Below are 23,054 nucleotides of genomic sequence, written 5' to 3'. Positions count from 1 at the left end.
TTGTTCGTAACATTGATGGTTCTGCGAGCAAGGATCCTAACCTTGAAGTTCAGTCTCGTATCAATCTTATTTTTGAAACTTTTCTAGAAAAACGAACAGCATCAAAGGTTTTAAGACATTTTAATGATCATCAACTAACTCTTCCTAGATATAATAATTTCAAAGAACTACAGTGGAAAAAGCCAACTGTTGCAGCAATTACCTCAATACTAAAAACCCAGCCTATGCTGGAGCATTTGTTTATGGGCGTTCCCGTACTACATACCATAAGCCATCTTCTGCTGACAAAACAACAAAAAAATTACCAATGGAGGAATGGAAAGTTCTGATCAAAGGTAAATACTCAGCTTACATAGATTGGGAAACTTTTACAAAGATTGAGATGATGCTAAAAGATAATTATGCAGAATACGATCGCAATAAAACACGTGGTATAGCAAGACCAGGTGCAGCATTATTACATGGAATAATTTATTGTGGAGAATGTGGACATAAAATGTTGGTACAGTATAAAGGAGGAAATCGTTATTTATGCAACTATCTACGTCAGCAGTATCGTGTACCTGTATGTCAGCTTTTACCAGCTGATATTATTGATAATGAAGTAGTTCCCAAATTTTTTGCTGCACTTGGTCAAATTGAGCTTGATGCTTATACTCAGGCGATTAACTCACAATTGCAATCTGAGCAAGCAATTAATAAAGCACATTTACAACAATTAGAGCGCCTAAAGTACCAAGTTAGATTGGCAGAAAGACAATTTAATCAAGTAGACCCTGACAATCGTCTTGTAGCTGCAGAACTTGAAAGACGCTGGGAGAAAGCATTGAAAGAACTCCAACAAGCAGAAATTATGTTCGAACGTCAGCGTCCAAGTGATCCAACACCTCAATTACCTGAAGAACTGAAAACAGTATTTTTAGATGTAGGCAAAAGATTACCTGAAATTTGGTATGAATCAATTCTATCACGTCAACAACAAAAGTCCTTTCTTCGTTGTCTCATTGATAAAGTGGTAGCACACAGAATCAGACGCGATTGTCTTCAGGTACGCATTATATGGCATGGTGGCGAAACTACTACTTCTCATGTTCCCATTCCAGTAAACTCTTTTCGCGAGTTGACTAAAGCAAAAGAAATGGAACAGTCTATAATAAAGTTAAGTAAAGAAGGTAAAACAGATGCAGAAATTGCTAAGTACTTAGAAAAACAGGGACATCGCTCCCCCACAAAAAACATCGTTTTAGAAAATACAGTAAAAACTATTCGGTTAAAAAATAACATTATGCGAGCAAGGAATCAGTCACATCCGCTTAAAGTATCTGGATATCTTACCGTTCCACAAATTGCAAAAATCCTCAATGTTACTACACATTGGATTTATGATAGAATTAATAATGGTCAAATCAAAGTACGAAAAGATGACAGTAAAACCAGAGGAAAATATTTATTTGAGAATACGCCAGAGACTGTTAGAATCCTTATGGATTTTAAACATGGTAAACTCAACAATCCAAATTTTTTATAGGAGTATCAATATGCATAATCAAAAGGAGTACACCCATCTTGATCTGCTGCATTAACATTAGCCCCGTTTGCTACGAGAATCTCTACCACTCCTATACTACCACTTGCAGCAGCAAAGTGTAAAGGATTCCATCCATCTTGATCTGCTGTATTAACATTACCCCCTTTTTTTATTAAAAGCTCTGCTATCTTTACAAGATCATTTCTAGCAGCTATATGTAACAATGTACTTTGATCATCGAACGTATAATTTATGTTAAATCCATTATCTTGCCACTTTTTATACGTGTCTGGATCTTCTTTTTCCAATTCCTCTTTTACCCTTTCGATTATATTGTTCTCATTTAAGTCACTTATTGTCCTTAATATTTTTAACAACCGTTCATATTCCATAATTCTACCTCAAACTATTTGTTTTTGTACTATAGCTAAAAAAAATTATTGATCCATAATAAAATAACCAACACCAGAGTAAGTGGTTTGCTGCTAACATATTTAAAAATGTTATGAACTTAATAAGAGAAAAAAATACCCCTGTAATGGAGCAATATTTAAATTTGAAAGCTCAATACACGGATCATCTATTGTTTTATAGACTGGGCGATTTTTATGAATTGTTTTTCGATGATGCTATTAAAGCTGCGAAATTGCTGAATATAGTGCTAACCAAGAGGGGCAATTCAAATGGGCAAGAAATACCAATGTGTGGAGTGCCAGCACACAGTAGTGAGTCTTACCTGCACAAGCTAATAGATTTAGGATTCAAAGTAGCAATCTGTGACCAATTAGAAACTGCTGATGAAGCAAAAAAGAGGGGCTATAAATCCATAGTAAAACGTGATGTAGTGCGAGTTGTAACTCCAGGTACAATTATAGAAGATTCACTACTGGAGGATAAAAGCAATAATTATCTCGCATCCATAGTTGAACAAAATGACGAATATGCTATTAGTTGGCTTGAATTATCGACGGGAAAATTTTTTCACACTTTAACGAGTTTGAAAGCTCTAGATAGTGATTTATTGCGTATATCACCAAGAGAATTATTAATTTCTGAAAAATTCATTGAGGACGAAAAAATTAGATCGATTTTAAAAAATTATAAAATATCAATTACACAACACGTACAGAGTTTTTTTGAGTATAGTAAATCTCACAGAACGTTATGCGAGTTTTATAAAATCAGGGAACTTGGGAGTATAGGAAATTTCAGCAAAGTAGAAATCATGGCGTGCGGTGCACTGCTTGAATATGTCAGAGTAACACAAAGGGGCTCCATTCCAAGGCTTGAATTCCCGAAAACCTATAAGCAACAAAATTTCATGCTTATTGATGCTTCAGCAAGGAGAAATCTTGAGTTATTCTCAACTCAATTTGGTGAAAAGAAAGGTTCACTAATTTCAGTTATTGATCACACAGTTACAGCTTCTGGTGGACGCCTGCTCAAACAAATGCTTGCTTCACCACTTGCTTGCTCCAAGGCAATCAATTTGAGGCTCAACACCACTCAATTTTTTGTAAATAATTATGAGCCACGTAGAAAAATACGAGAGATATTATCTAACATTCCGGATATTGAGAGGTCTTTATCGCGCTTAATACTAGGACGTGGTTCGCCAAAGGATATGGACCTATTAAAAATAGGCCTAGGAAAAACTTTAGAGTTATCTGAGTTTCTGTCTACCTTGCATAATTATTGTTTAAGTGAAGAACCGGCAGCTAACTCTCAGATGTCATTCCAATGCTTGAACAGAGAAAAGTCTACTACTCAGGTGATAAGTAGTAACGAAAGTGAACTAAGCACAATACATAAAAGTCTTGGTAATCATAAAGATCTATTCGAGCTTCTAAACAGTGCTATACTTGATAACAACCTCAGTTCCGTAAAAGAAGGAGGATTTATCAATCCAAAATATGATCAAGAATTATCCGAATTATATTATATATTGAACAACAGTAACAAGTTGGTAACTAAGCTCCGTGAGTCTTATCGCGACCTAACTGGCATTGCTGCACTCAAAATATTACACAACAATATACTTGGTTACTACGTTGAAGTGTCGGCAAATCACAAAATAACTTCGGATATATTTATTCATAGACAAAGCTTAGCAAATAGCATGCGCTACACTACTAATGAATTGAAAGAACTAGAAAATAAAATTCTTACGGCACGTGATGCTGCAATCGGCTTAGAAATGAAAATTTTTAGTGAACTGTGTAGTGAAGTCGCTAAAGAATCTGAAAAAATTGCTCTTGCTGCAAATGCTTTGGCAAAACTTGATATTAGAACCTCGTTTGCAGAGCTTGCAGTGCAAAATAATTACGTAAAACCCATCATTGATGACAGCAAAGAGTTCAATATCTGTAGTGGAAGACATCCAGTGGTTGAAGTTAACGATAAATTCATTTCAAATAGCATCAATTTAGCTGGTATACATCTAATTACTGGGCCTAATATGGCGGGAAAAAGCACTTTTTTGAGGCAAAACGCTCTCATTGCAGTTTTAGCTCACATGGGGTCATTTGTGCCAGCAGAGAGTGCGCATATTGGAGTGATTGACAAGATATTCAGCAGGGTTAGCGCAACGGATAATATAACAGCTGGTTATTCTACCTTCATGGTAGAGATGATCGAAACAGCAACGATAGTAAATCAGGCAACGGACCGTTCCTTGGTGATACTTGATGAAATTGGTAGGGGCACAGGGGTGTATGATGGATTATCTATTGCACAGGCGGTGATTGAACATATTCACAATGTAAATAAGTGCCGCGCCATTTTTGCAACTCATTATCATGAATTGACTAAAGTAGGTGAATACTTAGAAAATGTGAAATGTTTTTGTATGAAAATAAAAGAATGGAAAGGAGAAGTCATCTTTTTACATGAAGTAATTGAAGGCATTGCAGATGAGTCATATGGAATACATGTAGCAAAACTTGCTGGTTTTCCTGATTCTGTTTTAAACAGAGCAAGAGAAGTATTTGAGGAGCTAAAGGCTTGAGGAAAGTAACATTATATTACTCCACAATTATGGAGTTTTAGCAATCTATGGCGCTTTAATTGTAACCGTTCACGGAGATAAGGTGGTTTACAAAGTAAGTATAAAAGTGTAAAGAGATAGGAAGCTAAATATGGAATGGGTAAATGACAACAGTGCTGCAAGAAAAGGTTGTAGCAGAAAACGCTAATCTCAAGGAAGAAATAAAAGCACTGATCAGAGAAAATGATAGCTTGAAAGCAAAAATAGTTGAATTAGAAGACAAATTGGGCTTAAATTCGCAAAATTCATCGCTGCCACCATCACGAGATATATATCGTAAGAAAGCAAAAAAGAAAAGTGATAAAAAACCAGGAGGTCAGCCAGGACATAAGGTGCATAAGCGTGAATTAATGGCTGCAGACGAGGTAGTGAGATGCACAATTGATACAATTTGTATGTGTGGAGGTAAGATTACTTTAGAAGATGAAATTATTCATCAGAAGGCAGAGTTGCCAGAAATTAAGCCAATTGTAACTGAGTACAGGTTGCAAAGAGGACATTGTAGCAGTTGTGTTAAAAGTCAATAGAAAAATTGATGTAGCTGTGAATAAGTACTTAAAATTTGTGTGGGCGTACTTATTCACAGCTATGCTATTGCTATATAGAAGCAGTTTTAGGGCTATACTCCTCAGTAAACAGTCTACCGTCTCTTACTAAAGAGTTAGCAAGGATAAGTAATTTTCTCATTGCAGCAGTAGAGGTAACTTTATATGGTTTTTTATATTGATTGTATAGCCTATCAAAGAAGATTTTTATATAAGAATTGTACCTTTGCGCACTAAGAATGCACATATGTAAAACCTTTCTAATTTGTGATCTACCACCCTGAATACACCTTTTTCCCTTACTAAAACCACTATCTCGATTAAAAGGTGCAACTCCGGAAAGGCTGGATATTTCTTTATGTTGGAGAGTTCCAAGCTCGGGTAGATAACAAATAAAAGTAATAGCTGTTATTGCACCTACACCAGGTATACTAGTTATTGACATGTACTTTTTTTTAAGCTCTTGATTTTTATCGACTAATTCCATTACCTCATCTTCTAAGACTTGAATTTGATTTTGTAAAACTGCAAGTAGCTCTTCCATTTGTTTGATTATAGATAAATCGGTTACTTGATGAGCTTGGGTTTTTTGTATTTTTGCTATTTCTACTAGTTGATTCCTGCGAGATAATTTTTGCTTCAAACAGTCAATACTACTAACTTTTAAAGGAGTGACACGCATGTCTGTATTACTAACATAACGTGAGATGATGCTACAGTCTATTTTATCAGTTTTAGTAGCAATACCAAGGCTTTTTGCATAATCTCTCACCCATCTTGGTTGAATGACATATACTTCAAAACCATGGCTTAATAAAGTATAAGCACATAATTTTTCGTACCCACCAGTTGCTTCAAGTCGAACTTTGGTTACGTTATGTAAACGCAAAAAGTCGATTATTTGATCAATAGCTTGAACGTTATTTTCAAATACTTTATGATGTCCAAGTGGATGAATATGGATATCTAGTTTATTTTTGCTAATATCAATGCCAGTAATAATATTTGATAAATTCATAATCCCTCCATAAATAATGTGTATACTGCATTTTCCACCCTTATATACGAGCCTAAAAGCTCAACCAGTTGTTCGGAACTTTCAGTATAATAAACCAGAGAGGAGAACCTGTAACCGTTCACGCAATGGCGTCAACTTAAGAGCCTTCATTAGCAGACTCTCCTAAAGACATGATGGCGTTTAGGCTTATCAACTTTGTCCATTCACGGTATAAGAAAGTAGTTTACAAAAATTGCATAATTAGTATAAAAAACAATAAACTAGATAGATGAGGGGTTGATGATAGAGGTGCTACAAGAAAAGATTGTGGTATTGGAGTCAGAAGTTGGTACTCTGAAAGCAGAGAATGATAAGTTAAGGACAAAAATAATTGAGCTAGAGGATAAGCTGGGTTTAAATTCAAAAAATTCATCGCTGCCACCATCGCAAGATGTATATCGCAAAAAGACAAAAAAGAAGAGCGATAAAAAACCAGGCGGGCAGCCAGGACATGAAGCGCACAAGCGGGAATTGATGGTAGCAGATGAGGTGGTAAAATGTTCAATTGATACAATTTGCATGTGTGGAAGCCAAGTTATTTTAGAAGAAGAAACTGTGCATCAAAAGGTTGAATTGCCAAAAATTAAACCGATAGTGACTGAATATAGGCTACAAAAAGGCTACTGTAAGGCGTGTAAGAAAAGGATCTCAGCTAGTCTGCCTGAAGGTGTGACAAGGGATCTTTTAGGAGCTAATGCAAAAGCAGTAATTAGCAGTTTTAGTGGATTTTTTATCAATTCAAAAAGGGAAGTACAGCAAATTTTGAGCAGCATATTTAATCTGAATATAAGCCTAGGTTTGGTATCAAAGACCGAGGGTAGAGTATCAGAAAAATGTATATCTGAATACGAAAAAATAAGAGAAGAGCTACGGAAAAGCAAGTATTTACATATAGATGAAACAAGCCATAGGAACCAGGGAAAGAAAGGTTGGAGTTGGGTAGTAACGAATAAAACAGCAACACTTATGAAGTTAGTTGGATCTCGCGGAAAGAAGATATTAAAAGGGCTATTGCCAGAGTATGATGGAATAGTTATAAGCGATAGGTATGCTGCGTATAATTACTTTAATCGTGAAAACAGACAGATATGCTGGGCCCATTTAGCAAGGGACTTTGAAAGGTTTTTTTACAGTAAAAATGTTGAAGTGAGCAGAATTGGCGCAGCATTAAAATCGCTGAGCAACAGGGTATTTGTGGTAGATAGAGCACGTAAACAAAACCTGATAGACAATTTAAGATTTTTCCGGTTAATGAGGAAGATTCGAAAAAGGGTGAAACATTTTTTGCGAGAGATAACAAGGGTTGCAAAAGGAACTCAGGCCTCGAGAATGGCTGCCAATATACTACGTTCTGAAGATATGATGTGGAGATTCGTGCGCAATCCTGATCTGATCGAGACAACCAATAACCTTGCAGAACGTCAGGCTAGACGGTACGTCATTTATCGTAAAAATAGTTTTTTCACTTGGTCAGAACGTGGAGAAAAGTTCATTGAAAGAATGCTTTCGATATTTTTGACTGCACGTTTGAATGATCAGAATCCTGTCCAGAAACTACAGAATTTAGTCGCTATTCCTGCCTAATTGGGAATATTCCGTGAACGGTTACCTCTCAACTTGATATCTTTTTTCCTGGTAGGTTAAAAATAGTAACCGTTCACGGATTGTGAGAATGAATTAAAGAACTAAGCAGTGACAGCTACTAGATTCTGTAGCTTTTGAAAGGGGTTCTGGCCATTTAGACGTGATGTCAAAAATATCGACAACATTCTTTCCACGAATCTTTCTCCACGTTCTGACCAGGTGAAAAAGCTGTTTTTACGATAAATTACGTACCGTCTAATTTGCCGTTCTGCAAGGTTATTAGTTGTTTCTATCACTTCAGGTTTTCTTAAAAACTTCCACATCATATCCTCAGATCGTAACATCTTAGCGGCCATTCTTGAAGCTTGAGTGCTATTTGCAACCCTCGTCATTTTACGTAAAAAATGTTTTACCCTTTTCCGAATTTTTCGCACCAGTCGATAAAATCTCAAATTATCTATCAAATTTTGTTTTTTTGCCTTATCTACTACAAACACCTTATTGCTGAGCGATTTTAGTGCTTGGCCAATTTTGCTCACTTCAACATTTTTACTATGGGCAAATCTCTCAAAATCTCTTGCCAGATGTGCCCAACATATCTGTCTATTTTCACGATTGAAGTAATTGTATACAGCGTATCTATCGCTCACAACTATACCATCATATTCTGGCAGTAAACTCTTCAACACCTTCTTACCACGAGACTCGCTTACCTTCAGAAGTGTCAACGCTTTGTTTGTTATTACCCAACTCCAGCCTCTCTTTCCTTGATTTCTGTGCCCTGTTTCGTCTATATGCAAATACTCGCTTCCTTGCAACTCTTCCTTCATTTTCTCATATTCAGATGCACACTTCTTCGATACCCTGCGTTCAGTATTTGAGACTAAACCAAGGCTTATATTTAGATTAAAAATACTGCCCAAAATTTGCTGTACCTCTCTTTTTGAGTTAATAAAAAAGCCGCTAAGGCTGCTTATAACTGTTTTAGCATTGGGTCCTAGAAAATCTCTTGCAACACCTTCGGGTAAATTTGCTGTAATTCTTTTATTACATACTCTTATATGTTAAAAACAAGTCTTTATAAATGTCACGAAATGGCGGTATAAAGACACGCAGAGAGGAGGAACCGTACATACTCTTGGTCATAAGGACCGTTTTGCAGCAAGGTTCTCCTCTCTGGTTTATTATACTGAAAGTTCCGAACAACTGGTTGAGCTTTTAGGCTCGTATATAAGGGTGGAAAATGCAGTATACACATTATTTATGGAGGGATTATGAATTTATCAAATATTATTACTGGCATTGATATTAGCAAAAATAAACTAGATATCCATATTCATCCACTTGGACATCATAAAGTATTTGAAAATAACGTTCAAGCTATTGATCAAATAATCGACTTTTTGCGTTTACATAACGTAACCAAAGTTCGACTTGAAGCAACTGGTGGGTACGAAAAATTATGTGCTTATACTTTATTAAGCCATGGTTTTGAAGTATATGTCATTCAACCAAGATGGGTGAGAGATTATGCAAAAAGCCTTGGTATTGCTACTAAAACTGATAAAATAGACTGTAGCATCATCTCACGTTATGTTAGTAATACAGACATGCGTGTCACTCCTTTAAAAGTTAGTAGTATTGACTGTTTGAAGCAAAAATTATCTCGCAGGAATCAACTAGTAGAAATAGCAAAAATACAAAAAACCCAAGCTCATCAAGTAACCGATTTATCTATAATCAAACAAATGGAAGAGCTACTTGCAGTTTTACAAAATCAAATTCAAGTCTTAGAAGATGAGGTAATGGAATTAGTCGATAAAAATCAAGAGCTTAAAAAAAAGTACATGTCAATAACTAGTATACCTGGTGTAGGTGCAATAACAGCTATTACTTTTATTTGTTATCTACCCGAGCTTGGAACTCTCCAACATAAAGAAATATCCAGCCTTTCCGGAGTTGCACCTTTTAATCGAGATAGTGGTTTTAGTAAGGGAAAAAGGTGTATTCAGGGTGGTAGATCACAAATTAGAAAGGTTTTACATATGTGCATTCTTAGTGCGCAAAGGTACAATTCTTATATAAAAATCTTCTTTGATAGGCTATACAATCAATATAAAAAACCATATAAAGTTACCTCTACTGCTGCAATGAGAAAATTACTTATCCTTGCTAACTCTTTAGTAAGAGACGGTAGACTGTTTACTGAGGAGTATAGCCCTAAAACTGCTTCTATATAGCAATAGCATAGCTGTGAATAAGTACGCCCACACAAATTTTAAGTACTTATTCACAGCTACATCAATTTTTCTATTGACTTTTAACACAACTGCTACAATGTCCTCTTTGCAACCTGTACTCAGTTACAATTGGCTTAATTTCTGGCAACTCTGCCTTCTGATGAATAATTTCATCTTCTAAAGTAATCTTACCTCCACACATACAAATTGTATCAATTGTGCATCTCACTACCTCGTCTGCAGCCATTAATTCACGCTTATGCACCTTATGTCCTGGCTGACCTCCTGGTTTTTTATCACTTTTCTTTTTTGCTTTCTTACGATATATATCTCGTGATGGTGGCAGCGATGAGAATTTTGCGAATTTAAGCCCAATTTGTCTTCTAATTCAACTATTTTTGCTTTCAAGCTATCATTTTCTCTGATCAGTGCTTTTATTTCTTCCTTGAGATTAGCCTTTTCTGCTACAACCTTTTCTTGCAGCACTGTTGTCATTTACCCATTCCATATTTAGCTTCCTATCTCTTTACACTTTTATACTTACTTTGTAAACCACCTTATCTCCGTGAACGGTTACGATTAAGTATACGTGTATACACTGAAGAAGATACACTACATTTTTTAATTAATTTGATTGTTTAGTGGAAAAAGTCTGCAGACAAAGATAAGTTTTTGAGCTCTCAAAATATCTCTAATTGTCATTATAATCAGATTTGAAATATGCGCAAGCAATTTTTTACATTCCCTTATCACTTATATCATTTGTTACTCTTCTATTTTTTGCTTTATTCTTTTCTTTTTCCCCTTTCGATACAGGTTTTAGGAAATTTGAACTAATGCGAAAAATATGCTATAATTAAAACATAGGTTAGTACGAATAGATCATTATGAATGAGATACTTTTCAAGAAGGAACATAAGGAAATTTACGATTACTTTGTGAAAGTATTAGAAGGTAAAGCCAAATTAAGGGAGAGCAAAGGAATAACTGATTATTTTATATTAGATTATAAGAAGATACTACTAACTAATGTCAATCCAGAAGAGATAAGACCACTCAGTGAAGAGAATTTTTGTCAGTTTTTACTTTCTGTATTTAAAGAAGTTAGAGAGAAAAAATTAGCGAACAAAGAGAATGTCAAGAATGTTGAAATAAAGAAATTAGTAGATGATTGTGTAGCTGATATACGTGGTACAGAAGCTAAGGATTCACTAATAAAACTTGTTGGGTTACCATTGGGAATAAAAATAGACCCGAAAAATATTTCTGATTCTTGTATGAGTGGGCTAAAAGAGAAAATACCATTCTTAGGCGGTGGTAAAAAAGAGGATGATGAACCACCACTTAGTGATGAAGAGATGGTAACAAAGTTCTTACGTAAAGTTTTTCTTCCTATTCTTTTTTCCATTGCTTCAATATTAATTTTTGGTCCTACTACACTTGCAATAGTTGCTGCTGTTATTGGTACAATATTTGCCGTAAAGGGAGGAGTTGAGGTTCTTTTTTCAAATAATAGGCCAGGTACTTTATATGACCCTAGCTCACCAGATAAAGATGATACAGAAAAGAGAGAAAAATTGAATGAAAAAATTCGCAATGGCATTGATGATATTTTAAAAACCGAAATCAAAGAGATTACTGAACAAATTTCTCAGGGAGACGGAGAGAATAAACAGCATTTTACTTCTGAGCGAGTTTGCAGTCCACGAAAAGAAACACCTGCTACCCTTAAACAACCTACTTTAGATCAGCCAGCTAAAAGTACAGGACAGCAAACAGATTTACCAAATATGTAAGAGGTCTTTTATTGTTTTATAACGCATACAACAGGAGTATGATCAGATGGGTTTTCTAGTTTACGCAACCTATCATCTATGTAACATGTTTCCAATTTATCTGCAGCTTGTGGCGATAGCAGCATATGATCTATTCGCATTCCTTGATTGTTTCTGAGTGAATTACCTTGATAATGCCACCAAGTGAATTGTTGTAAGTTGAGGTGAGATATTCTAAATGCATCTTTAAAACCAAGATTCAAGATCGCTCTTAATTTCTCACGCTCTTTTATATGAAAGCACACTTGGCCATTTAATAAATTTGAATCAAAAACATCAATTTCATCCAGTGCAACATTATAATCGCCAGCTATAATAGTTAACTCTTCATTTTTCAACAAAGTGCCCATCCTTTCATATAGGTTATCAAAAAACTTGAGTTTATACTCAAAAGTATGAGAGTCTGGGCTTTGACCGTTTGGAACGTATACACTTCCTACCCTTACCTTATTATTGGTGTGTTTTATCACACACTCTATATAACGTGCTTCTTGATGACTCTCTACAATATCAATTTTAAACTTCTCCAGTATTGGATATTTAGATAAAACACAAACACCATTTCTTGCAACCTGTCCATAGACAGCATATTCATATCCTAATTCTTCTATCTCTGCATAAGGAAATTGCTCTTCTGTACATTTTATCTCTTGCAGCAAAACTATATCTATCTGACTATCAACTATAAAACTACAAAGTTGGTTAATTCTTTTACGTATGGAGTTTACATTCCAAGTTGCAATCTTTAGCATCAACAATCCTTATTAATTATATCAATTAAACTCTCCCCTGTAGGCAACCTCGATGTTATAATTTTTTTCCACTTGATTAACTTTAAACTATCAGCAATGTTTTTACTCATGGTATATGCAACTGTATTATTCATCACAGGAGATAGCCCACTTTTTAGAACTAATGAACAAAATACCCTTGCAGTTTGTGAGGAAAAAAAAGCAACGCTATCAATTTTACCGTCCAATAGTAAATTTTTACACCTATTAGTTAGACTCCTTTTAGTAATTGTTTTATAGAGTACAACTTCTCTTACGTTAAAACCTTCTTCAGATAATCTTTTTTTTAGGTCACATGATACTTCTTGTCCCCTTATATATAAGAACTTTATTGCATTTGAATAATGAGATTTTATGAATGATATCAGACCATCAACGTTGCTGTCTGCTGAGATTATATCGGAAAATCCCAAATTTTTTGCAGCCTGCATAGTTGAATTACCAACTGTAATAATCGAAAAGTTATCCTCTTTGCATATTTGACTGAAAGCCTTTACACTGTTTTTACTTGTAGATATCACAACGTCAAATTCATACGTAGATATATCAGGATTTAAGTACTTTATTGTGAATACTGGCTCTATAAAAACTTTGTATCCATATTTTTTTAGCGTGCTTCTTGTGCTCAACGAATCTAATAAAGGCCTTGTCAATAAAATAGACTTCATTCTGGTTTATTTCGCTAGCAGTAAAATGATATCCCTTATACACAAATTATTGAATAAAAATTTTATTTTTCAAGTTTCTTGCATAACCTAGAAAAAAGGCAAAAGAAACTTCATAATTGGCCCAGTGCTAGAAAACTGATCTTAAATAAGCGAATGTTTTTGATCAAATGAAAAAAAGATGTTACTCACTGAGTAACATCTTTTTTAAGAAGATAGATAGTTTTGTTTACTCTCTATATCTTCATTTTTGGAGCTTGATGCTCTACATCGACTTCAGCAGTTACTGTTGAAGAAGGTCCCACCAATTTGTCCAAAGAACCTGTCTTTCTTAAGTCAGCTTGGGTTTTTAACTTGCTATTTTTCTCAGTGAACATACCATGTTGCGGAGAAGAACTTGGTGAATTGAACCCACTATCAGAATTACGACGGTAACTGGCAAAGCTAGAAGTTGTAGCAGTACTGTCAGTGCTTAAAGAACCCGTTGAATTGCTTCTTGGCGGTTTCTCCGGAGCAACATAAAAACGGCTATTTCCTATCTCCGCAGATTGTATCTGATCCAACTCAGAATCTTGATATCTTATATAAGTAGCTTCCTCTGGCTTTTTGCCACCTTTTAGTGATGATGACAACTTGCTCCAAAGTGAAGTAGGTGCTTTTACTTCCTTATGCTCATTAGGATTTAATAATTCTGCTTTGCTGCTAACAGTACTTATAGAACTCGTTGAACTACTACCTGATAAGCTATTTTCCAGTGAATTCATAGAACTTGCTTTATGCCTTTTTGCTGACTTATTAAGCCTTTCTAAAGTATTAAAACGAGTATGCTCTTCCTTGCATTCTTTAATAACTTCCTTAATCTCATCATGATGTTCAGAAAAAATTTCATATAGGCTGCTATTATCTTTAGCTAACAAATGTTGCAACTTCTTAGCATCTAATTTATTGATAAAATCTATTTGCTGCTTCAATCGGTTGATCAACTGGTCCTTTTTGGCACTGTGTTGACCATCAACAGAATAAGCTTTCTCTAATATTTTTTCCCCCAGCTTAGAAAATATTTTCCTAGTTAAAGCAGAGCTATTCACACCTTTGTCTTCAAAAACTTCCTTGACAAACATTTCCTTTACACTATTAAAACTTCTCGTTTTTTCTTTTGTTTTCAAAATAACAGTTTGATCTTCATTACCTATTGAATATGCGATGCCATCTAAACTAGACATGCTTGCACCACTATCACTCATCTTCCTTCCAAGGTTTTGAATGTTATCCCCCTTTTTTCTTAATGTAGAGCTAGCTCTCTCTTGTGTTGCCTGTTTTACAGAACTTGCAGTTTCTTTTACCGAATTCTTGGCATATACAGCACCATCTTTGATTTTTCCGCCAATATGCTTCGCTCCTTCAACTGTTTTTTCTGCTGACCATTTGAGCCCTTTATATCCAGATTGAACTGCTTTTACAGCAACTTTCGCAGCGAAAAATAGAGTAAGACCAACTATAGCACTTGGTATAGCAAGTGTTGCACCAACTGCCAAAAATGGTAACACTGCTGCAAATAATCCACTTGCTGTACCTACTACAAGGGCCTTATCTCCTTGCTTCATCTTGGAGAATTCTGTATCTCCTTTTAACAGATCCATAATTCTGTCTTTTAGCTTCTTGGGATCGTGAATGATATCTGAATTTAATGAAGAATCTTGAATCATTTTAAGATCATCTTGCTTAGTTTCAACAAAATTTGAAGAGTTTTTTTCACTAGGTGACATTTTAAACCTCACTATTAATTAAACATACTAATATTGTATATATCTGATTCTTAAGTTAGGGTTAATTCATCTAACAATGTCCACTTACTCTCAAATGATTTTGCTTGATGTGTTTTTTTGAAAGCACAGAAAATTAGTGATTGTTGCGGTATGATGTTTCGTTTGGATTAGCTATAGTTGAAGTAAAAACTCATCCTTTTGAAGGAGTAGATTTTTCTGAAGCCTGAGCAGAGACTGCGCTTGGATCTGATAGTTCTGTTCTGACATATTTGCCTTCTTTATTGTATAAATCAATCACTTGCTCTTCAGTTTGAACTGCCACTGTATTAGTCTCTTTTTGACCTGTTAAAGATGATGCATTAACACCTGCATTTGTACCTTGGTCTTGTGTTTTAGGAACTGTAGTTTCGTGATTACTTGCCTGGATTCGTCTACTTTCATATTCAGCTTCAGTTGAAGTAGCTACTTTCGCATTTACTTCACTGAACTCATCCGCAAGTGATTTCCCAGATTGAAGTTGTCGAATTTTCCTCTCTAAATCTTCATTTTTTCTTTGTAGTTCATTGAATTCTTGAGACAATTGTTTCATCTTTTTAGCCAATGTATTGTTTTTCCCTTTTTCTTCCGTCAATTCTTCTACCAACTGCTTTTCGTTATTATCCTTTAAACCTTCTGCCAATGTTTTCTTGAGATCATTTTCAAAATTTGTATTCTTTTTTTCTAGTGTACTTAACTTAGCTTCACTTTGCTCTAATTTTTCCTGCTGCTCTTCATTTATTCTATTTGTTGACTGAATCTCACTTTCTTTATCTTTCAATTGATTAATTAAATCTGTTATTCTAGCATTTTTATCTTTTTGACTTTGTTCTAGTACGGTTACTTTTTGTGCTAATCGCTCTATGTCTTTATCCTTTTCAGCTAACTCTTTTTCCTTTCTTTTCAATTCATCTTTAAGTCTTGTGACTTCTTTTTCCAGATCTTGCTTTCCCTCGATTAATTGACTTGCTTCTGCTTCACCTTCTTCTGTTATCTTCGTATTACGGCTTTTTAACTCCGCGTTTTCCTTCTTGAGATATGTGTTTTCTTCCTCTAACTCATTTCCTTCTTGTTTGTTCTCTTCTTCATCACTAAACGTATCACTCTCAAATATTTCATCTTCACCATTAAATTCACTACTAATAGACAAAGAACTTCTGCGTGAAGAAGGTGTATTAAGAGAAGAATATCCACTGCTACTTGGTGTAGCTGACTGTGGTGAATCTTTTGTAAATGTTTCCTCTGCTGGTGTTTGCTGCTCGTTCACACTTTTGCCCATGTCAGTAAAAGCTTGATGCAGAGTTTTTCCGTTGATAAAAACTTCTTTATTCTGCTCAACTAATTTTAATACCTCTTCTGGGTCAATTATTTCTCCAAATTTTGGTTCATCAATCACTCTTTTTATGCCCTTAGAACTTACTTCTACAGTCATGCTACAATCTATGCTATTGCCTTTAGAATCCTTAGATTGCCAGTTAATGGTCATCTCACATGAGCTTGAATCAGTAAAATCATAGTGCCTTTCGCTGCCTTTTTTGGTTGCAGTTATTTGACTATCTTTCCCTAAAGATAGGTTATAAACCTTGCCTTCGTCACTGGCTCTTAAAAGGGTGCTAATCTCTATTGGTTTTTCTTTATTTTCAAATCTAATTTTAAATTCATTATCTTGTGTTGTATATACTAAGAAATTTTCACTTGGTAGAGATTCTGCGAATTTTTTATGTGTTGCATTTATTGATTGCTCAAACTTTTGAAACTCCTCTTTCCACTTTGAACTTACCTGTTCTTTAATGTTCTCATCTTTGTGTAAAGGACCAATAAAGTACCAGATTAAATTTTCTTCTTCTAGTTTTCTGATAAAATCCTGAAAATTTTTGCAAGATTTAATGAAACTTAAAATATCATTTTTCTTTTGCTCATCTACATCTAAACCTTGATTTTCAGCTATAAATAAGTTTTCTTTTAGCATAATTTCTATTTTTAGAGAACTATATTATAATATTAGCATATTTTCTTAAAAAATCAACTAATCTTATAGTTAAATAAACTTGAGTATTTGGCGGGAATGTTATATATTAACCACTCCAAGAAGTGCAGTATGGACAATACTATTATAAGAAAATACGATATTAGAGGTGTGGTAGGCAGAGAACTGCAGATCAGCGATGGGTATGAAATAGGCAGAAAATTTGGTCAAACTGCAGCTAACGTTTGTGTAGGCTATGACAGCAGGATAGATTCACCAAGCATAGAAAAAGAATTAATCAGAGGCTTGATTTTATCCGGTGCGAATGTTATACGCGTTGGGCTCTGTTCTTCACCTATGCTCTACGCTGCAACAATGCATGCAGATCTTGGGATTATGATCACTGCTTCTCATAATCCCAGAGAATATAACGGCTTTAAATTTTTCAGTAGTAAAAAAGTTTACTCAGATCAAGAAATGAAGGAAATTATAGGCAATACAATTAAAAACAGCACGAAAATTGGAAGCTTAATTAACACGAATATATATAGTGAGTACGTTAACATATTAAAAAATGCGCTCAAGAATAACGCTACACAAAAACTAAAAATAGCTTGGGATTTTGGCAATAGCCCAACAATTGTAAGGTATATTGAAAAGATTTTACCAGATCATATACACATCGTAACCAATAGCTTTATAGATGGAACGTTTCCACTGCATGACCCAGATCCCATAGAAGAGAAAAATCTTGCTCAGTTAATAGATATTGTCAAGAAAGATAAATGTGATCTTGGTATTGCACTTGATGGTGATGGTGATAGGGTACGCTTGATTGATAATAAAGGTAATGTTGTTTCCAATGATCACTTGTTTATGATTTTTTCACGTGAAGTATTGGCGGAACACCCAAAAAGCAAGGTTATTGCCAACGTAAAAATGAGTATGAAAGTGCATGATTTCGTTAGCAAATTAGGAGGGCAAATAATTACCTGTGCCACTGGACACTCACTAGTTAAGAAAAAGATGGTAGAAGAAGGAGCAAAGTTTGCCGGTGAACTGAGTGGACATTTTTTCTTTTCTGAGCTAGGTTTTGATGATGGACTATATTCTGCTATTAAAGCCATTGACATTTTACTTAAGAAAAACCAAAGCCTATCTGAGATGATTAAAGATTTACCAAAGTTATATATCACTCATGAAGTGAAAATTGTAGTGAAGGATGAGAAAAAATTTCAAATAATTGAATCAATAAAGGAGACACTAAAGCAGCAAAACATTGTATTTTCAGAGCTTGATGGAATTAAGGTAACTGATGATAAAGGTTGGTGGCTTCTTAGAGTATCAAATACGCAAAACTGCATAACAGCAAGATGTGAAGGAAATACCTTAGAAGATTTTGAATTCACTAAAAAAGTTTTGTTGTATTACATTGATGAACTAAAATTATACATTTAAATTTTTTTGATGATTTACTTATTCGTCAATGTTTGCAGTTTTGTTTGATTAGTAATAGGAATTGGTAACCTATAGCGAATTGCTGTGGATAATAGCTGTCTAGGATAGTTTGTAACCGTTCACGGAGATAAGGTGGTTTACAAAGTAAGTATAAAAGTGTAAAGAGATAGGAATCTAAATATGGAATGGGTAAATGACAACAGTGCTGCAAGAAAAGGTTGTAGCAGAAAACGCTAATCTCAAGGAAGAAATAAAAGCACTGATCAGAGAAAATGATAGCTTGAAAGCAAAAATAGTTGAATTAGAAGACAAATTGGGCTTAAATTCGCAAAATTCATCGCTGCCACCATCACGAGATATATATCGTAAGAAAGCAAAAAAGAAAAGTGATAAAAAACCAGGAGGTCAGCCAGGACATAAGGTGCATAAGCGTGAATTAATGGCTGCAGACGAGGTAGTGAGATGCACAATTGATACAATTTGTATGTGTGGAGGTAAGATTACTTTAGAAGATGAAATTATTCATCAGAAGGCAGAGTTGCCAGAAATTAAGCCAATTGTAACTGAGTACAGGTTGCAAAGAGGACATTGTAGAGTATGTAATAAAAGAATTACAGCAAATTTACCCGAAGGTGTTGCAAGAGATTTTCTAGGACCCAATGCTAAAACAGTTATAAGCAGCCTTAGCGGCTTTTTTATTAACTCAAAAAGAGAGGTACAGCAAATTTTGGGCAGTATTTTTAATCTAAATATAAGCCTTGGTTTAGTCTCAAATACTGAACGCAGGGTATCGAAGAAGTGTGCATCTGAATATGAGAAAATGAAGGAAGAGTTGCAAGGAAGCGAGTATTTGCATATAGACGAAACAGGGCACAGAAATCAAGGAAAGAGAGGCTGGAGTTGGGTAATAACAAACAAAGCGTTGACACTTCTGAAGGTAAGCGAGTCTCGTGGTAAGAAGGTGTTGAAGAGTTTACTGCCAGAATATGATGGTATAGTTGTGAGCGATAGATACGCTGTATACAATTACTTCAATCGTGAAAATAGACAGATATGTTGGGCACATCTGGCAAGAGATTTTGAGAGATTTGCCCATAGTAAAAATGTTGAAGTGAGCAAAATTGGCCAAGCACTAAAATCGCTCAGCAATAAGGTGTTTGTAGTAGATAAGGCAAAAAAACAAAATTTGATAGATAATTTGAGATTTTATCGACTGGTGCGAAAAATTCGGAAAAGGGTAAAACATTTTTTACGTAAAATGACGAGGGTTGCAAATAGCACTCAAGCTTCAAGAATGGCCGCTAAGATGTTACGATCTGAGGATATGATGTGGAAGTTTTTAAGAAAACCTGAAGTGATAGAAACAACTAATAACCTTGCAGAACGGCAAATTAGACGGTACGTAATTTATCGTAAAAACAGCTTTTTCACCTGGTCAGAACGTGGAGAAAGATTCGTGGAAAGAATGTTGTCGATATTTTTGTAACCGTTCACGGATTGTGAGAATGAATTAAAGAACTAAGCAGTGACAGCTACTAGATTCTGTAGCTTTTGAAAGGGTAACCGTTCACGGAATATTCCCAATTAGGCAGGAATAGCGACTAAATTCTGTAGTTTCTGGACAGGATTCTGATCATTCAAACGTGCAGTCAAAAATATCGAAAGCATTCTTTCAATGAACTTTTCTCCACGTTCTGACCAAGTGAAAAAACTATTTTTACGATAAATGACGTACCGTCTAGCCTGACGTTCTGCAAGGTTATTGGTTGTCTCGATCAGATCAGGATTGCGCACGAATCTCCACATCATATCTTCAGAACGTAGTATATTGGCAGCCATTCTCGAGGCCTGAGTTCCTTTTGCAACCCTTGTTATCTCTCGCAAAAAATGTTTCACCCTTTTTCGAATCTTCCTCATTAACCGGAAAAATCTTAAATTGTCTATCAGGTTTTGTTTACGTGCTCTATCTACCACAAATACCCTGTTGCTCAGCGATTTTAATGCTGCGCCAATTCTGCTCACTTCAACATTTTTACTGTAAAAAAACCTTTCAAAGTCCCTTGCTAAATGGGCCCAGCATATCTGTCTGTTTTCACGATTAAAGTAATTATACGCAGCATACCTATCGCTTATAACTATTCCATCATACTCTGGCAATAGCCCTTTTAATATCTTCTTTCCGCGAGATCCAACTAACTTCATAAGTGTTGCTGTTTTATTCGTTACTACCCAACTCCAACCTTTCTTTCCCTGGTTCCTATGGCTTGTTTCATCTATATGTAAATACTTGCTTTTCCGTAGCTCTTCTCTTATTTTTTCGTATTCAGATATACATTTTTCTGATACTCTACCCTCGGTCTTTGATACCAAACCTAGGCTTATATTCAGATTAAATATGCTGCTCAAAATTTGCTGTACTTCCCTTTTTGAATTGATAAAAAATCCACTAAAACTGCTAATTACTGCTTTTGCATTAGCTCCTAAAAGATCCCTTGTCACACCTTCAGGCAGACTAGCTGAGATCCTTTTCTTACACGCCTTACAGTAGCCTTTTTGTAGCCTATATTCAGTCACTATCGGTTTAATTTTTGGCAATTCAACCTTTTGATGCACAGTTTCTTCTTCTAAAATAACTTGGCTTCCACACATGCAAATTGTATCAATTGAACATTTTACCACCTCATCTGCTACCATCAATTCCCGCTTGTGCGCTTCATGTCCTGGCTGCCCGCCTGGTTTTTTATCGCTCTTCTTTTTTGTCTTTTTGCGATATACATCTTGCGATGGTGGCAGCGATGAATTTTTTGAATTTAAACCCAGCTTATCCTCTAGCTCAATTATTTTTGTCCTTAACTTATCATTCTCTGCTTTCAGAGTACCAACTTCTGACTCCAATACCACAATCTTTTCTTGTAGCACCTCTATCATCAACCCCTCATCTATCTAGTTTATTGTTTTTTATACTAATTATGCAATTTTTGTAAACTACTTTCTTATACCGTGAATGGACAAAGTTGATAAGCCTAAACGCCATCATGTCTTTAGGAGAGTCTGCTAATGAAGGCTCTTAAGTTGACGCCATTGCGTGAACGGTTACGGTCAGAACGTGGAGAAAGATTCGTGGAAAGAATGTTGTCGATATTTTTGACATCACGTCTAAATGGCCAGAACCCCTTTCAAAAGCTACAGAATCTAGTAGCTGTCACTGCTTAGTTCTTTAATTCATTCTCACAATCCGTGAACGGTTACGGATAGTTTAGCTATAGAAAATCAACACTCACTTTTCTTTATTGTTTTGAGGTTTTTCTTGATCAATCATTTCCTCACCGATCTCTTTTATTTTTAGTATCAATGACTCTGGTACATACATGTTAATTACTTCTTCTGTTGTCACAAATAAAGCCTGATAAGAGTGTGAATTTATTATCCAATTGGGCAATATGTCTTCTGCGTCTATTTTAGACTCTCCCTCTTTTTTATCATATACTGTGTGGCAATATAAGTGCACAGCAAAAAATAGTACATAAGAAAGCAATATTCCTCTGAGTGCTCCGACAAAGATTCCAGTAACTCTATCCATTAATCCCAACCTTATAGGTGATAATATGTACATTAGCCAGTTATTCATTGTCATGAATGTAAGATTAAGTATGATAAATACAGAGATTGTAGAAAGTATGTTTTGTTTAACTTTAGAGTCAAAATACTTACTATAATTTATAATAAAAAAATCATAGTAACTAGCTGTCAAAAAGACTGATAAGAGTAAGAACATTAATGCACATAGCTCTTTTATAAAACCTCTAGTTATCGATATTATTACACACAAGACAATAATAAAGATAATTAGGCTATCGAAAAACATATTTTGTATCTATATGATTTTCAAGATATAATAGTTGTAAATAACAAAGTTGTAAAATTAATTGTGTTGATATTTTATCAGCTGGTCTAAGTACCGAGCAATCATATCAACTTCTAAATTTAGGTAATTACCTATTTTATTATGCTGAAAAGTTGTGTTTTTCCATGTATAGGGAATGATATTCACAGTGAATTCTTGATCGACAACTGAATTTACTGTAAGGGAAACTCCATCTAGCGTTACAGAACCTTTTTTTGCAACAAATTTAATTAATTCTTGTGGGCATGATAGTCTGATTTCATGAGATTCTAAATTTTGATTGATTGTTAAAATTTCTGTTGTGTCATCCACATGACCCTGAACCAAGTGGCCGTCAATTCTGTCACTCAGTTTCATTGCTTGTTCTAGGTTTATTTTTTTCCCTGTTTTCCACGTATTTAAGTTAGAAACCTTCATGGTTTCTTGAGATACTTGAACTGTGAATACATTGCTCATTATGTTGACAACAGTTAAACACACTCCGGAGCAGGATATTGAATCTCCTTTGTTTATAGAGGATAAATTTTGTGTCTCAATATGGAAGATTTGATCAGAGTTAGGGTGGATAGTGATATCAGTTATAGTGCCAATATCTTTGATAATTCCTTTAAACATGCAATAAAATAAATAATT

At 34.9% G+C, this 23,054-nt stretch carries 21 protein-coding genes; 9 read left to right on the top strand and 12 right to left on the bottom strand.

The features are described 5' to 3' along the window. Positions 1-172 precede the first annotated feature (172 nt). The gene (locus OPR58_RS02080; protein WP_265022284.1) at positions 173-1,528 is read left to right on the top strand and encodes a recombinase family protein; all 1,356 of its coding nucleotides are present in this window, start codon (positions 173-175) and stop codon (positions 1,526-1,528) included. A gap of 5 nt (positions 1,529-1,533) precedes the next feature. Here OPR58_RS02080 and OPR58_RS02075 read toward each other — a convergent pair whose 3' ends face one another. Continuing rightward, positions 1,534-1,920 carry an ankyrin repeat domain-containing protein gene (locus tag OPR58_RS02075; RefSeq protein WP_265022890.1) on the bottom strand — a complete coding sequence of 129 codons (387 nt, stop codon included), beginning with the start codon at positions 1,918-1,920 and terminating at the stop codon, positions 1,534-1,536. Between the two features lie 113 nt (positions 1,921-2,033). Here OPR58_RS02075 and mutS point away from each other — a divergent pair, with 113 nt between their 5' ends. Next, complete coding sequence (gene mutS, locus OPR58_RS02070; protein WP_265022889.1) at positions 2,034-4,535, top strand: DNA mismatch repair protein MutS; 2,502 nt, start codon at positions 2,034-2,036, stop codon at positions 4,533-4,535. 143 nt (positions 4,536-4,678) lie between these two features. Further along, positions 4,679-5,101: a DUF6444 domain-containing protein gene (locus tag OPR58_RS02065; RefSeq protein ID WP_265022563.1), complete on the top strand. Its 423-nt coding sequence runs from the start codon at positions 4,679-4,681 to the stop codon at positions 5,099-5,101. A gap of 70 nt (positions 5,102-5,171) precedes the next feature. On the opposite strand, the gene OPR58_RS02060 is transcribed toward OPR58_RS02065, so the two are convergent. Beyond that, complete coding sequence (locus tag OPR58_RS02060) at positions 5,172-6,137, bottom strand: IS110 family RNA-guided transposase (RefSeq protein ID WP_265022277.1); 966 nt, start codon at positions 6,135-6,137, stop codon at positions 5,172-5,174. Between the two features lie 279 nt (positions 6,138-6,416). Between OPR58_RS02060 and tnpC (OPR58_RS02055) the strand changes: the two genes are divergently transcribed. Beyond that, on the top strand, positions 6,417-7,760 hold the full coding sequence (tnpC, locus tag OPR58_RS02055; RefSeq protein WP_265022247.1) for an IS66 family transposase: 1,344 nt from the start codon (positions 6,417-6,419) through the stop codon (positions 7,758-7,760). A 101-nt stretch (positions 7,761-7,861) separates the two neighbouring features. Here the strand turns inward: tnpC (OPR58_RS02055) and tnpC (OPR58_RS02050) are convergent, their stop codons facing one another. Further along, positions 7,862-8,800 (bottom strand): IS66 family transposase, encoded by a 939-nt coding sequence (gene tnpC / locus OPR58_RS02050; protein WP_265023147.1) that lies wholly within the window; start codon positions 8,798-8,800, stop codon positions 7,862-7,864. Positions 8,801-9,034: 234 nt separating this feature from the next. Here tnpC (OPR58_RS02050) and OPR58_RS02045 point away from each other — a divergent pair, with 234 nt between their 5' ends. Beyond that, a complete protein-coding gene (locus OPR58_RS02045) occupies positions 9,035-10,000 on the top strand; it encodes an IS110 family RNA-guided transposase (RefSeq protein WP_265022277.1) in 966 nt (321 codons plus the stop codon). A gap of 70 nt (positions 10,001-10,070) precedes the next feature. Here the strand turns inward: OPR58_RS02045 and OPR58_RS02040 are convergent, their stop codons facing one another. Both OPR58_RS02040 and OPR58_RS02035 read right to left on the bottom strand, forming a co-directional pair. After that, positions 10,071-10,247, bottom strand: a complete 177-nt coding sequence (locus OPR58_RS02040; protein ID WP_406846499.1) for an IS66 family transposase zinc-finger binding domain-containing protein — start codon at positions 10,245-10,247, stop codon at positions 10,071-10,073. Beyond that, complete coding sequence (locus OPR58_RS02035; protein WP_265022250.1) at positions 10,247-10,495, bottom strand: DUF6444 domain-containing protein; 249 nt, start codon at positions 10,493-10,495, stop codon at positions 10,247-10,249. Before OPR58_RS02035 ends, OPR58_RS02040 begins: the two co-directional genes overlap by 1 nt. A gap of 392 nt (positions 10,496-10,887) precedes the next feature. Between OPR58_RS02035 and OPR58_RS02030 the strand changes: the two genes are divergently transcribed. Beyond that, positions 10,888-11,796 (top strand): hypothetical protein, encoded by a 909-nt coding sequence (locus tag OPR58_RS02030; RefSeq protein ID WP_265022888.1) that lies wholly within the window; start codon positions 10,888-10,890, stop codon positions 11,794-11,796. Between the two features lie 8 nt (positions 11,797-11,804). On the opposite strand, the gene OPR58_RS02025 is transcribed toward OPR58_RS02030, so the two are convergent. From OPR58_RS02025 to OPR58_RS02010, 4 genes are all read right to left on the bottom strand, one after another. Next, positions 11,805-12,587: an exodeoxyribonuclease III gene (locus OPR58_RS02025; RefSeq protein WP_017532452.1), complete on the bottom strand. Its 783-nt coding sequence runs from the start codon at positions 12,585-12,587 to the stop codon at positions 11,805-11,807. Further along, complete coding sequence (locus OPR58_RS02020) at positions 12,587-13,294, bottom strand: uroporphyrinogen-III synthase (RefSeq protein WP_265022887.1); 708 nt, start codon at positions 13,292-13,294, stop codon at positions 12,587-12,589. The genes OPR58_RS02025 and OPR58_RS02020 overlap by 1 nt, the downstream gene beginning before the upstream one ends. Positions 13,295-13,527: 233 nt before the next feature. Beyond that, entirely contained in the window at positions 13,528-15,057 is a 1,530-nt protein-coding gene (locus tag OPR58_RS02015; RefSeq protein WP_265022886.1) for an actin-bundling T4SS effector WalE1 family protein, read from the bottom strand. A 190-nt stretch (positions 15,058-15,247) separates the two neighbouring features. Further along, on the bottom strand, positions 15,248-17,062 hold the full coding sequence (locus OPR58_RS02010; protein ID WP_265022885.1) for a coiled-coil domain-containing protein: 1,815 nt from the start codon (positions 17,060-17,062) through the stop codon (positions 15,248-15,250). Between the two features lie 129 nt (positions 17,063-17,191). Between OPR58_RS02010 and OPR58_RS02005 the strand changes: the two genes are divergently transcribed. Then, a complete protein-coding gene (locus tag OPR58_RS02005) occupies positions 17,192-18,517 on the top strand; it encodes a phosphomannomutase/phosphoglucomutase (protein WP_265022884.1) in 1,326 nt (441 codons plus the stop codon). 193 nt (positions 18,518-18,710) lie between these two features. Then, positions 18,711-20,003: an IS66 family transposase gene (gene tnpC / locus OPR58_RS02000; RefSeq protein WP_265022883.1), complete on the top strand. Its 1,293-nt coding sequence runs from the start codon at positions 18,711-18,713 to the stop codon at positions 20,001-20,003. A gap of 98 nt (positions 20,004-20,101) precedes the next feature. On the opposite strand, the gene tnpC (OPR58_RS01995) is transcribed toward tnpC (OPR58_RS02000), so the two are convergent. Further along, positions 20,102-21,445 carry an IS66 family transposase gene (gene tnpC, locus OPR58_RS01995; protein WP_265022247.1) on the bottom strand — a complete coding sequence of 448 codons (1,344 nt, stop codon included), beginning with the start codon at positions 21,443-21,445 and terminating at the stop codon, positions 20,102-20,104. Positions 21,446-21,574: 129 nt separating this feature from the next. Here tnpC (OPR58_RS01995) and OPR58_RS01990 point away from each other — a divergent pair, with 129 nt between their 5' ends. Beyond that, a complete protein-coding gene (locus OPR58_RS01990; RefSeq protein WP_265022882.1) occupies positions 21,575-21,730 on the top strand; it encodes a hypothetical protein in 156 nt (51 codons plus the stop codon). 64 nt (positions 21,731-21,794) lie between these two features. Here the strand turns inward: OPR58_RS01990 and OPR58_RS01985 are convergent, their stop codons facing one another. After that, positions 21,795-22,382 carry a CvpA family protein gene (locus OPR58_RS01985; protein WP_265022881.1) on the bottom strand — a complete coding sequence of 196 codons (588 nt, stop codon included), beginning with the start codon at positions 22,380-22,382 and terminating at the stop codon, positions 21,795-21,797. 57 nt (positions 22,383-22,439) lie between these two features. Continuing rightward, a complete protein-coding gene (locus OPR58_RS01980; RefSeq protein ID WP_139686594.1) occupies positions 22,440-23,036 on the bottom strand; it encodes a riboflavin synthase in 597 nt (198 codons plus the stop codon). Positions 23,037-23,054: the final 18 nt, after the last annotated feature.

Origin of the sequence: Wolbachia endosymbiont (group B) of Ischnura elegans (assembly GCF_947251585.1) — a bacterium.
Classification (GTDB): domain Bacteria; phylum Pseudomonadota; class Alphaproteobacteria; order Rickettsiales; family Anaplasmataceae; genus Wolbachia.
Note: the sequence above shows the minus strand (reverse complement) of the source record. Positions and strands in the feature narration are given on the sequence as shown.

Bases quoted from the DNA above. Each gene is read 5' to 3' on its own strand.
- OPR58_RS02045 (WP_265022277.1), top strand. From the start codon at position 9,035: ATGAATTTATCAAATATTATTACTGGCATTGATATTAGCAAAAATAAA.
- OPR58_RS02020 (WP_265022887.1), bottom strand. From the start codon at position 13,294: ATGAAGTCTATTTTATTGACAAGGCCTTTATTAGATTCGTTGAGCACA.
- OPR58_RS02040 (WP_406846499.1), bottom strand. From the start codon at position 10,247: ATGGCTGCAGACGAGGTAGTGAGATGCACAATTGATACAATTTGTATG.
- OPR58_RS02065 (WP_265022563.1), top strand. From the start codon at position 4,679: ATGACAACAGTGCTGCAAGAAAAGGTTGTAGCAGAAAACGCTAATCTC.
- tnpC (WP_265022247.1), bottom strand. From the start codon at position 21,445: ATGATAGAGGTGCTACAAGAAAAGATTGTGGTATTGGAGTCAGAAGTT.
- OPR58_RS02075 (WP_265022890.1), bottom strand. From the start codon at position 1,920: ATGGAATATGAACGGTTGTTAAAAATATTAAGGACAATAAGTGACTTA.
- OPR58_RS02010 (WP_265022885.1), bottom strand. From the start codon at position 17,062: ATGCTAAAAGAAAACTTATTTATAGCTGAAAATCAAGGTTTAGATGTA.
- OPR58_RS01990 (WP_265022882.1), top strand. From the start codon at position 21,575: ATGAAGGCTCTTAAGTTGACGCCATTGCGTGAACGGTTACGGTCAGAA.
- OPR58_RS02060 (WP_265022277.1), bottom strand. From the start codon at position 6,137: ATGAATTTATCAAATATTATTACTGGCATTGATATTAGCAAAAATAAA.
- OPR58_RS01985 (WP_265022881.1), bottom strand. From the start codon at position 22,382: ATGTTTTTCGATAGCCTAATTATCTTTATTATTGTCTTGTGTGTAATA.
- OPR58_RS02030 (WP_265022888.1), top strand. From the start codon at position 10,888: ATGAATGAGATACTTTTCAAGAAGGAACATAAGGAAATTTACGATTAC.
- OPR58_RS02005 (WP_265022884.1), top strand. From the start codon at position 17,192: ATGGACAATACTATTATAAGAAAATACGATATTAGAGGTGTGGTAGGC.
- OPR58_RS02015 (WP_265022886.1), bottom strand. From the start codon at position 15,057: ATGTCACCTAGTGAAAAAAACTCTTCAAATTTTGTTGAAACTAAGCAA.
- tnpC (WP_265022247.1), top strand. From the start codon at position 6,417: ATGATAGAGGTGCTACAAGAAAAGATTGTGGTATTGGAGTCAGAAGTT.
- OPR58_RS02035 (WP_265022250.1), bottom strand. From the start codon at position 10,495: ATGACAACAGTGCTGCAAGAAAAGGTTGTAGCAGAAAAGGCTAATCTC.
- mutS (WP_265022889.1), top strand. From the start codon at position 2,034: ATGAACTTAATAAGAGAAAAAAATACCCCTGTAATGGAGCAATATTTA.
- OPR58_RS01980 (WP_139686594.1), bottom strand. From the start codon at position 23,036: ATGTTTAAAGGAATTATCAAAGATATTGGCACTATAACTGATATCACT.
- tnpC (WP_265022883.1), top strand. From the start codon at position 18,711: ATGACAACAGTGCTGCAAGAAAAGGTTGTAGCAGAAAACGCTAATCTC.
- OPR58_RS02025 (WP_017532452.1), bottom strand. From the start codon at position 12,587: ATGCTAAAGATTGCAACTTGGAATGTAAACTCCATACGTAAAAGAATT.